The organism is Aeromonas sp. R5-1 (genome assembly GCF_040908265.1).
Classification (GTDB): domain Bacteria; phylum Pseudomonadota; class Gammaproteobacteria; order Enterobacterales; family Aeromonadaceae; genus Aeromonas; species Aeromonas caviae.
The window spans coordinates 1-10,358 of sequence record NZ_JBFODJ010000028.1 but is presented as its reverse complement, the minus strand read 5'-3'; the positions used below and the strand labels follow the sequence as shown (position 1 = coordinate 10,358).

General features: G+C 59.5%; 8 protein-coding genes and 1 tRNA gene. 4 read left to right on the top strand and 5 right to left on the bottom strand.

Annotation, left to right across the window (positions count from 1 at the left end):
- Positions 1-72: 72 nt before the first annotated feature.
- The 3 genes from AB5Y64_RS03670 to AB5Y64_RS03660 form a co-directional block, all read right to left on the bottom strand.
- Entirely contained in the window at positions 73-693 is a 621-nt protein-coding gene (locus tag AB5Y64_RS03670) for a hypothetical protein (protein ID WP_368203293.1), read from the bottom strand.
- 70 nt (positions 694-763) lie between these two features.
- Positions 764-1,783 (bottom strand): site-specific integrase, encoded by a 1,020-nt coding sequence (locus AB5Y64_RS03665; RefSeq protein ID WP_279498824.1) that lies wholly within the window; start codon positions 1,781-1,783, stop codon positions 764-766.
- A 113-nt stretch (positions 1,784-1,896) separates the two neighbouring features.
- Positions 1,897-1,981: transfer RNA gene (locus AB5Y64_RS03660), tRNA-Leu, on the bottom strand.
- Positions 1,982-2,124: 143 nt separating this feature from the next.
- Between AB5Y64_RS03660 and AB5Y64_RS03655 the strand changes: the two genes are divergently transcribed.
- Positions 2,125-2,637: an RDD family protein gene (locus AB5Y64_RS03655; RefSeq protein WP_010672963.1), complete on the top strand. Its 513-nt coding sequence runs from the start codon at positions 2,125-2,127 to the stop codon at positions 2,635-2,637.
- Between the two features lie 144 nt (positions 2,638-2,781).
- Here AB5Y64_RS03655 and lptG read toward each other — a convergent pair whose 3' ends face one another.
- Both lptG and lptF read right to left on the bottom strand, forming a co-directional pair.
- A complete protein-coding gene (gene lptG, locus AB5Y64_RS03650; protein WP_010672962.1) occupies positions 2,782-3,852 on the bottom strand; it encodes an LPS export ABC transporter permease LptG in 1,071 nt (356 codons plus the stop codon).
- Positions 3,853-3,877: 25 nt separating this feature from the next.
- A complete protein-coding gene (gene lptF / locus AB5Y64_RS03645) occupies positions 3,878-4,990 on the bottom strand; it encodes an LPS export ABC transporter permease LptF (protein WP_052816285.1) in 1,113 nt (370 codons plus the stop codon).
- 172 nt (positions 4,991-5,162) lie between these two features.
- Between lptF and pepA the strand changes: the two genes are divergently transcribed.
- From pepA to AB5Y64_RS03630, 3 genes are all read left to right on the top strand, one after another.
- Positions 5,163-6,674, top strand: coding sequence for a leucyl aminopeptidase (gene pepA / locus AB5Y64_RS03640; protein WP_010672960.1), 1,512 nt, complete (start codon positions 5,163-5,165; stop codon positions 6,672-6,674).
- Between the two features lie 169 nt (positions 6,675-6,843).
- A complete protein-coding gene (locus tag AB5Y64_RS03635; RefSeq protein ID WP_043154142.1) occupies positions 6,844-7,299 on the top strand; it encodes a DNA polymerase III subunit chi in 456 nt (151 codons plus the stop codon).
- A 65-nt stretch (positions 7,300-7,364) separates the two neighbouring features.
- Entirely contained in the window at positions 7,365-10,229 is a 2,865-nt protein-coding gene (locus tag AB5Y64_RS03630; RefSeq protein ID WP_201890494.1) for a valine--tRNA ligase, read from the top strand.
- Positions 10,230-10,358 lie beyond the last annotated feature (129 nt).

The window sequence follows — 10,358 nt, the reverse complement described above, 5'->3', positions numbered from 1 at the left end:
GTGTGGCTTGTTTTGTTTAGCGACTAATCAGATCGCACAAACTGGACTGAGTTCCCTTCCTCCGGTGATCTACTATTCGGAACAGCTATTTAGCAAACGACTCCAAAAGACATCAACCCCAATCTTTGAACAAGGGATTCCAACTGATGTAAGGTGCTTCATTGCTTTGTGCACATCAATTACAAGGGTAAGCCTATCTGCCTCTCTCGCCCTTACCTCTTGCATTGCTTCAAGCATGACAATCTTATGAGCCACTAGAGAACGTTTTACTTGGGTAATAGGTTCATCCATATCGGTTACCTCCCACATCTCTACTTCCCTAGATAACCGAGACAGCGACCTCTCCAAGTATGATAAGACCACTTCAAGCTCTCCTTGAGGGGTAAGCACCTTAGGACCTCGTCGGTCTTGATGATCACTACTCCATGGCAATAACTCACCATCACCACCAGCTCTAGGGTGCATTCTTATTAACGGTACAATTACCGTCTTCATGAACTCTTCATCTATCTGGACAGCGGTTTTAGACCTCCAAGCTCTACACCTAGCGACTTCTTTTCTAAGTTCAAACGCCGCCACTGCAGAGGAGGCAATTGACTTCTTCGCTGAATTTTCTAAGCCCTCGATCAACCAAGGCATAGGCGAAAGCAACACATCCCATTCGTTTAAAAAACGCTCAACCGTCCAACTCATTTAATTCACTCTTGGTTTATGGATGCTTTATTACCAATTCTAAAGACCCATTAGATACCGCCCGCTAACCCTATTTGGATATGATGTTGCCAAATACCCGATCAGTGAGCTTGGCTTTGTGGGCATTGCACAAATGGGAATATCGCTGGGTCATGGTGATCGACTTATGGCCTAACACCTCTGCGATCTCCAGAATGCTGGCACCATTCATCGCCAACAAGCTGGCACAGCTATGTCGAAGGTCGTGAAAATGGAAATCAGAGAGCAACGCAGCTTTCTTCGCAGCCTGCCAGTGGTAGTCAAACTCGGTAAACGGTCGATTGAGGCCAGAAGGGTGAGGGAAAACAAAGCTGGCACCAATCTCACGAAACTGGGAGAGCTCAGTAAGCAAGTCAGCAGTCAGAGACAGAACCCTCTGACTACCATTCTTGGTAACCGCCAAGTGAGCAGTTCGCGTGTTGAAATTGATGTCTGACCACTTGAGGCCGATCAGCTCGCCCCTCCGTGCTCCAGTGGTCAACGCCATATGAACCAGCATATGAAGTCGCTCCCACTTGCTCAACTTGGTGGCCTTCATCAATCGAGCCAGTTCATCTGCCGACAAAAAGCGTGTGCGAGCATTGTCTTCCCGCTTCTGCTTCACTTCCAGGCAAGGATTTACCTTGAGGTCATACCTATCGCACATGTACGCAAAAACCGCTGACAACGCTGCTTTGTAGCGGTTAAGGGTCGCAGGGGCCTTCCCTTCCGCCTCCAGAATAGAGATAGCATTCTTGATCCGCTGGCGGTTGACCTTGTTCAACGTCTTGTCGCCAAGATGTTCAACCCACCAGCCCAGACGCTGGGGTACAGACTTGTCTCGTCCCTTGTGTTGTTCAAGGTACTCATGAATAGCTTGTTGAATGGTGGTGCTAGTGAGGGTGACGTTGGTTAAGGCATCTGCCAGCTCGTCAGATACGGTGATCTGAGCCAGGAACTGCTCTGCGTCTTTTTTGCGGGTAAAAACTTTGGATACACGGTTGCCGTTACGCATGAACTGAACGCGATAGGACTTGCCGGTTTTTCGAGTGAGAACTTGGATACTTGCCATTGGTTGAAACCTCTTGCACAGATTTGCACATGAATGAGTGTTATCAACCGCAGAAACTTTGAGCAGGAGCGCTCTTGAGCGCTATAACCTGTTGACCAAACAGGGGAAAATAATGGTGCCCGGGGTCGGACTCGAACCGACACGTATTGCTACGGCGGATTTTGAATCCGCTGCGTCTACCGATTTCGCCACCCGGGCAGCTGCGAGGGATTATACGAATGGCGCTTGGCCATGCAAGGTGTTTTTCTTGCGCCCACCGTTGTTTGCTCATTTATTCAACGCCTTGCCGATGCCAGGCCAGTTACATAGAATGCCCGCATCATATTAATGGAATAATCATCATGGCCAAGCGCAAGACCCCCTCCCCTCTCCAGCCTGCTCCCCGGCATCCGTCTGCCGGTCTGCTGCGCCGTCTCGGCGCCCTGCTCTATGACTATCTGGTGGTGATTGCCCTGCTGATCATCGCCGGCTTCATCGGCATGGGGGTGGCCCACCTGCTGCTGGCCACCGGCATGGCGCACGTCCCCGAGGGCAAGGATGCCGCCTGGCTGCTCACCAGCCCCCTCTACAGCGCCTGGCTGGCCTTCGTCATCTGCGGTTTCTACACCTGGTTCTGGGTCCGCGCCGGCCAGACCATCGGCATGCGGGCCTGGCGCCTGCGCATCCAGAACCTGGACGGCAGCAACATTCGCGTCACCCAGGCCCTGATCCGGCTCGCTACCTCGGCCTTTGGCCTGGGCAACCTGCTGTGTGTGTTCAATCGCGCCCGCCCCCGCGCCTTCCAGGACATCTGGGCCGAGTGCGAGGTGGTGGTGCTTGGCAAGACGGAAAACCTGGAGCAGCTCAATCGCTGATCCCAAGACGGCAACGAAAAAGGGCACCCCGAGGTGCCCTTTTTGTTGACCAGAACTGACGGCTTGCAGCCCAGAACCTTGACGGAAACGGTGCATCGAGAGCAATGGCCGCCTTTTGTCAGCAACCCGCCGTCCTTCAGGCCGCTACTGCTTGCGGCTCAGGATATAGAAGGAGATGCCGCCAAACAGCAGGCTGGGTGCGATGGCCGCGAGGATGGGCGGGACCGCATAGACCAGGCTGACCGGGCCGAACACCCTGTCGCTCACATAGACCGCGAAGCCGGTCATGATCCCCATCAGCATCCGCGCCCCCATGCTCACCGAGCGCAGCGGACCGAAGATGAAGGAGGAGGCGAGCAGTATCATGGCCACCACGGAGAGCGGTGAGAGCAGCTTGCGCCACATCTCCAGCTTGTAGCGTCCGGCATCCTGCTTGTTAGCATCCAGATAACCGATGTAGTCCCGCAGCCCCGAGATGGGCAGGTTCTCGGGATCGATGCTGACCACCCCGAGCTGCTTGGGGGTCAGCTCGGATTGCCAGGCCATCTGGGCATGCTCTTCGTCCTGGATCCGGGTGGGATCGTCAAACCGGGTGATGTGCACCTGCTTCAGCAGCCAGTGGTGATCCTCGAACACCCCCTCCTTCGCCTGCACCACGTCGATCAGGTTGCGGGACGGAGTAAAGCGGTAGAGGGTGATGCCGGTCAGGGCGCCATCGTTGCGCACCCCGTTGATGTTGACGAAGTTGTTGCCATCCCGTGCCCAGACCCCGTAGGCCGAGACCGTGAGCCGCCCTTCCGACATGGCCCCCGCCTTGATGTCATCCGCCATCCGCTTGGCGGCCGGTGCGACGTACTCTCCCATCAGCCCCACCAGCAGCATCAGGGGAATGGCGGTCTTGAGCGCCGCCATGACGATGCTGATCTTGGAGCGTCCCGCCGCCTGCATCACCACCAGCTCGGAGCTGGTCGCGAGCTGGCCCAGACCGATGAGGCCACCGAGCAGGGCCGCCAGGGGGAAGAAGAGCACCGCCTCCTTGGGCATGGAGAGCAGCACGTAGTAGAGGGCGTTGAGCATGTCGTAGTTGCCTTCCCCGACCGCCTTCAACTGCTCCACGTACTTGATGAGCGCGGCGAGCCCGACCAGGGTCAGCTCGCACAGCAGGATCGACATGAAGATGACCCTGCCTATGTATCTATCGAGAATGCCGAACATCAGCAGAGACTCCCAGGTTGCAGCATCACGCTGACTTTCTCTTGAACAATTGCCCTTTGACCCCGTTCCACCAGCTGGTGCCCTGCAGGTTGAGAGGCAACCCTATCAGCAGCAGATAGACCAGGGGCACCAGGAACATCCCGGGCCAGTGGGGCAGACGCCCGCTGTCGATGGCCGACCGGGCGGCGCTGAGCAGCAGGAAATAGGAGAGATAGAGCAGGATGGCCGGCAGCAGCTTGGCGTAACGCCCCTGACGGGGATTGACCCGCGCCATCGGCACCACCAGGAAGGTGAGCACCAGGATGGAGAGGGGCAGCGACAGGCGCCACTGCAGTTCGGCCATCAGCTGGTTGTCCTGGGTGCCGAGCAATGCCAGGGTCGGCTTGGCCGCCGCCTTGCGGTTGGATCGCTCCATCTCCTGCTGGCGGATCACCAGGCTGTATTCACGGAACTCCGAGACCTGGAACTGCTTGCCGGTGAAATGCCCCTCGTAGCGCGAACCATCCTTCAGGGTCAGCCACTGCAAGCCGTTGCTGTCGGCGGTCACCTGCCCCTCGTTGGCCACCACCACTGACGGGGTTGAGCCACCCTCGGCCCGTTGCAGCACGAAGATTTTCTGCAACTCCGACCCCTTGTCGTTCAGATCCTGGATGTAGGCCACCAGGCGCCCCTTGTCGAGCTCCATGAAGCGGCCGGCCTGCAGGAAAGAGATACCGGGATCGGCCTTGAACTCGTCGATCACCTGGTACTCCCGCTCCTTGGCCTGGGGGGCGACCCAGCCGGTGTTGAACGCCGCGACGGCGGCGGTCAGCAAAGCCAGCACCAGGGCGCTGCCCATGATGAAACGGTGACTGAAACCCACCGCGTGCATCACCGTCATCTCGCTTTCCGCGTACAAACGGCCGTGAGCAAACAGAATGGCTAAAAACAGACTGATAGGCAGCATCAACAACGCCATATTCGGCAGGTTGAGCAGCAGGAGGGTGGAGACCAGGCGAGTCGGCACCTCACCATCGGCGGCATCGCCAATGATCTGGATAAATTGCTGGCTGACGAAGATAAGCAGCAGCACGAACAGCACCGCCAGCTGGGTTTTCAGGGTCTCCCTGAACAAATATCGGAAAACGATCACAGTCATTCCCAAGTAAACTTGTGTTTTTAGTCGAATGCCTGAAAAATAGGGCCCTATATTGGATTTTTACCAGTTTGAACTGCGGAGCCTGTGACTGTTCGCTCCGCCTCTGATACCCCAACAAGCACCGCATTATTCAATAAATGGTGCCTTTTGTCTTTAGGATGTAGGAGATTCCATGGAGTTCAGTGTAAAGAGTGGCAGTCCTGAGAAGCAACGCAGTGCCTGCGTCGTGGTCGGCGTTTTTGAGCCCCGCCGCCTCTCTCCGGTTGCCGAACAGCTGGACAAGATCAGCGACGGCTACCTCAGCTCGCTGCTGCGCCGTGGCGACCTGGAAGGGAAACCGGGCCAGATGCTGCTGCTGCATCAAGTACCGGGCGTGCTCAGCGAGCGCGTACTGCTGGTCGGGTGCGGCAAGGAGCGCGAACTCGACGAGCGCCAGTACAAGCAGATCATCAACAAGACCATCACCACCCTGAACGAAACCGGCTCCATGGAAGCGGTCTGCTTCCTGACCGAGCTGCACGTCAAGGGTCGGGATACCTACTGGAAGGTGCGTCAGGCGGTGGAAACCACCAAGGCGGGCCTCTACAGCTTCGATCAGTTCAAGACCAACAAGGCCGAACCGCGCCGTCCGTTGCGCAAGCTGGTCTTCAACGTGCCGACGCGTCGGGAACTGACCATAGGCGAGCGCGCCATCAACCACGGCCTGGCCGTGGCGAAAGGGGTGCGCATCTGCCGCGACGTGGCGAACATGCCGCCCAACGTCTGCAATCCCGCCTACCTCGCCTCCCAGGCCCGCCGTCTGGCGGATGCCTATGACAACATCACCACCAGGGTGGTGGGGGAGCAGGAGATGGCCGAGCTCGGCATGAACTCCTACCTCGCAGTGGCCCGCGGCTCCGAGAACGAAGCCATGATGGCCATCATCGAGTACAAGGGCAACGCCGACGCCAAGCCCATCGTGCTGGTGGGCAAGGGGCTGACCTTCGACTCCGGCGGCATCTCCATCAAGCCGGCAGACGGCATGGACGAGATGAAGTACGACATGGGTGGCGCCGCCTCCGTGCTCGGCACCATGCACGCCCTGGCCCAGTTGCAGCTGCCCATCAACGTCATCGGTGTGCTGGCGGGCTGCGAGAACATGCCGGGGGGCAACGCCTACCGCCCTGGTGACATCCTCACTACCATGTCCGGCCAGACCGTCGAGGTGCTCAACACCGACGCCGAAGGCCGCCTGGTGCTGTGCGATGCCCTCACCTATGTGGACCGCTACGATCCCGAGACCGTGATCGACGTGGCGACCCTGACCGGTGCCTGCATCATCGCCCTGGGCCACCATACTTCTGGCCTCTTGGCGAACCACAATCCCCTGGCCCACGAGCTGCTCAACGCCTCCGAACAGGCCGGCGATCGCGCCTGGCGTCTGCCCCTGTTCGACGAGTATCAGGAGCAGCTGGAAAGCCCGTTCGCGGACATGGCCAACATCGGTGGCCGTCCGGCCGGTACCATCACCGCCGCCGCCTTCCTGTCGCGCTTCACCAAGAAGTACAACTGGGCCCACCTGGATATCGCAGGGACCGCCTGGAAGAGCGGCAAGGAGAAGGGCTCCACCGGCCGTCCTGTGCCCCTGCTGACCCAGTTCCTGCTCAACCGGGCCGGCGTGGCGGACGTCGAAGACAAGGAGTGATCCCCTTCCCCATCGACTCGAAGAGCGATGCGAGAAGGCGTTACCCTGTATCACAAGGAAGAGGCCTGCCTCTTCCTTGTTTCATTGAGAGAATCCGGGAAGTCCGTGCCAGACGCGGCTCCCGAAGACGGCCAATCGCTGTCCGTCACAGCCAAACGGGACCGACCTGATGAGCCAAGTGACCTTTTACCTGATGAGCCAGCCCGATGATGCGGATGCCTCCGCCGTCGAGCGCCTCGCCTGCCAGCTTGCGGCCGATGGCTGGAGCGCAGGCCATCTCTATCTGCTGTGCGAGGACGAGGCCCAGGCCCTGCGTCTGGACGAACTGTTGTGGCAGTTGCCGCCCGATCGCTTCGTGCCGCACCAGTTGCAGGGGGAGAGCGGTCAGGCCCCGGTGGAGATAGGCTATCAGCCGCCACGGCGGCGCTATGCCTGCCTCATCAACCTGGCCCGGCAGACACCTTTGTTTGCAGGACACTTCGCTCAAGTGGTAGATTTTGTCCCCACTGACGAAACGCAAAAGCAGCAAGCCCGCGAGCGCTACAAGCACTATCGCCAGGCGGGCCATACCCTCGAGATGAGGGATCAGCCCGTCCTTGCCGCACCGGATCCGGCGCAGCCCTGACTGTGCCACCCTCGATCCACGACGAATCAACACCAGAATCCATCCATCCAGAATACGGCGAGACCATGGAAAAGACTTTTAATCACAACGCCATCGAACAGGCGCTCTACCAGCACTGGGAAGCCCAGGGTTACTTCAAGCCCCACGGCGACACCAGCAAAGACTCCTTCTGCATCATGATCCCGCCGCCGAACGTCACCGGCAGCCTGCACATGGGCCACGCCTTCCAGCAGACCCTGATGGACACCCTGATCCGCTACAACCGCATGCAGGGCAAGAACACCCTGTGGCAGGCGGGTACCGACCACGCTGGTATCGCCACCCAGATGGTGGTTGAGCGCAAGATCGCCGCCGAAGAGGGCAAGACCCGCCACGATTACGGCCGGGAAGCCTTCATCGACAAGATCTGGCAGTGGAAGGAAGAGTCCGGTGGCACCATCACCCGTCAGATGCGCCGTCTGGGTGACTCCGTGGACTGGGAGCGCGAGCGCTTCACCATGGATGAGGGCCTCTCCGCCGCCGTCCAGGAAGTGTTCGTGCGCCTGTACGAAGACGGCCTGATGTATCGCGGCAAGCGTCTGGTGAACTGGGATCCCAAGCTCAACACCGCCATCTCCGACCTGGAAGTGGAAAACCGCGAGATCAAGGGCCACATGTGGCACCTTCGCTACCCGCTGGCCAACGGTGCCAAGACCGCCGAAGGCCAGGATCACCTGATCGTCGCCACCACCCGTCCGGAAACCATGCTGGGCGATACCGCCGTGGCCGTGAACCCGGAAGACCCCCGCTACAAGGCGCTGATCGGCCAGCACATCCTGCTGCCGCTGGTGAACCGTCTGATCCCCATCGTTGCCGACGAACACGCCGACATGGAGAAGGGCACCGGCTGCGTGAAGATCACCCCGGCCCACGACTTCAACGACAACGAAGTGGGCAAGCGCCACAACCTGCCGATGATCAACATCTTCACCCTGGACGCCCACGTGCGTGCCGAGGCCGAAGTGGTCGATACCAATGGCAACCCGAGCACCGCCTATGACGCCGCCCTGCCGACCGAGTTCGCCGGGATGGAGCGCTTCGCCGCCCGCAAGGCCATCGTCGCCAAGCTGGACGAGCTGGGCCTCCTGGCCGAGATCAAGGATCATGTGCTGCAACAGCCTTACGGCGATCGCGGCGGCGTGCCCATCGAGCCCATGCTGACCGACCAGTGGTACGTGCGCGTGGCCCCCATGGCCAAGACCGCCATCGAGGCGGTGGAAGATGGCCGCATCCAGTTCGTGCCGAAGCAGTACGAAAACATGTACTTCTCCTGGATGCGCGACATTCAGGACTGGTGCGTCTCCCGTCAGCTGTGGTGGGGTCACCGCATCCCGGCCTGGTATGACGATGCCGGCAACGTCTACGTGGGCCGCAACGAAGAGGAAGTGCGCGCCAAGCACAGCATCCCGTCCGTGACCGTGCTGCGTCAGGACGAAGACGTGCTCGACACCTGGTTCAGCTCCGCCCTGTGGACCTTCTCCACCCTGGGCTGGCCGAACAACACCGAGGCGCTCAAGACCTTCCACCCGACCGACGTGTTGATGAGCGGCTTCGACATCATCTTCTTCTGGATTGCCCGGATGATCATGATGACCATGCACTTCATCAAAGACGAAAACGGCCAGCCGCAAGTCCCGTTCAAGACCGTCTACATCACTGGTCTTATCCGTGACGAAGAAGGCCAGAAGATGTCCAAGTCCAAGGGCAACGTGCTGGATCCCCTCGACATGATCGACGGCATCTCGCTGGAAGATCTGCTGGAGAAGCGCACCGGCAACATGATGCAGCCGCAGATGGCCGAGAAGATCGCCAAGCGCACCGCCAAGCAGTTCCCGGAAGGGATCAATGCCCACGGCACCGACGCCCTGCGCTTCACCCTGGCGGCGCTCGCCTCCACCGGTCGTGACATCAACTGGGACATGAAGCGCCTGGATGGCTACAACAACTTCTGCAACAAGCTGTGGAACGCCTCCCGCTATGTGCTGATGAACACCGAAGATCAGGATTGTGGCTTCTCTTCGCAAGGGAATGGTGGCGAGATGCAGTTCAGCCTGGCGGATCGCTGGATCCAGTCCCAGCTGCAAGTGGCCATCCGTGACTTCCGCACCGCCCTCGATACCTACCGCTTCGACATCGCGGCAGGCGTGTTGTACGAATTTATCTGGAACCAGTTCTGTGACTGGTATCTGGAGCTGACCAAGCCGGTACTGACCAAGGGCTCCGAGGCCGAGCAGCGCGCTGCCCGCCACACCCTCGTCAGCGTCCTCGAGAACCTGTTGCGCCTGGCACACCCGATCATCCCGTTCATCACCGAGACCATCTGGAAATCGGTCGCCCCGCTGGCTGGCGTACACGCCGACACCATCATGATTCAGGCTTTCCCGGAGTTCGACGCCGCCAAGGTGGACGACGCCGCGATGGCGGATCAGGAGTGGGTGAAGGAGTTCATCGTCAGCATCCGCAACATCCGCGCCGAGATGAACGTGGCCCCGAGCGTGCCCCTCAACGTGCTGCTCCAGTGCGATGCCAAGGATGCCCAGCGCGCCGCTGACAACGAGGCCTTCCTCAAGTCGCTGGCCCGTCTGGAATCCATCCGCGTACTGGCGGCCGGTGAAACCGCCCCGCTGTCGGTGAAGAAGCTGATCGGTGCCACCGAGCTGATGATCCCGATGGCCGGTCTCATCGACAAGGAAGCCGAGCTGGCCCGTCTGGCCAAAGAGGTGGCCCGTCTGGTGGGCGAGTGCGGCCGCATCGAAGGCAAGCTCGGCAACGAAGCCTTCGTCGCCAAGGCGCCGGAAGCAGTCATCATCAAGGAGCGCGAGAAGCTGGAAGATTACCGTCTCCAGCTGACCAAGCTGGAAGCCCAGCAGGCCGAGATCGCCGCGCTCTAAGCCACAGCGCAACATGACAAGCCCCCGTTTATCGGGCAATGCTGTTCACTTAAGAGAATTTGAGTTCCAGTCCACGTAGTATCAGGACAAAAAATCGAGGGAGGCATGATGCCTCCCTCTTTCTATTGC

Bases quoted from the DNA above. Each gene is read 5' to 3' on its own strand.
- AB5Y64_RS03670 (WP_368203293.1), bottom strand. From the start codon at position 693: ATGAGTTGGACGGTTGAGCGTTTTTTAAACGAATGGGATGTGTTGCTT.
- AB5Y64_RS03665 (WP_279498824.1), bottom strand. From the start codon at position 1,783: ATGGCAAGTATCCAAGTTCTCACTCGAAAAACCGGCAAGTCCTATCGC.
- AB5Y64_RS03655 (WP_010672963.1), top strand. From the start codon at position 2,125: ATGGCCAAGCGCAAGACCCCCTCCCCTCTCCAGCCTGCTCCCCGGCAT.
- lptG (WP_010672962.1), bottom strand. From the start codon at position 3,852: ATGTTCGGCATTCTCGATAGATACATAGGCAGGGTCATCTTCATGTCG.
- lptF (WP_052816285.1), bottom strand. From the start codon at position 4,990: ATGACTGTGATCGTTTTCCGATATTTGTTCAGGGAGACCCTGAAAACC.
- pepA (WP_010672960.1), top strand. From the start codon at position 5,163: ATGGAGTTCAGTGTAAAGAGTGGCAGTCCTGAGAAGCAACGCAGTGCC.
- AB5Y64_RS03635 (WP_043154142.1), top strand. From the start codon at position 6,844: ATGAGCCAAGTGACCTTTTACCTGATGAGCCAGCCCGATGATGCGGAT.
- AB5Y64_RS03630 (WP_201890494.1), top strand. From the start codon at position 7,365: ATGGAAAAGACTTTTAATCACAACGCCATCGAACAGGCGCTCTACCAG.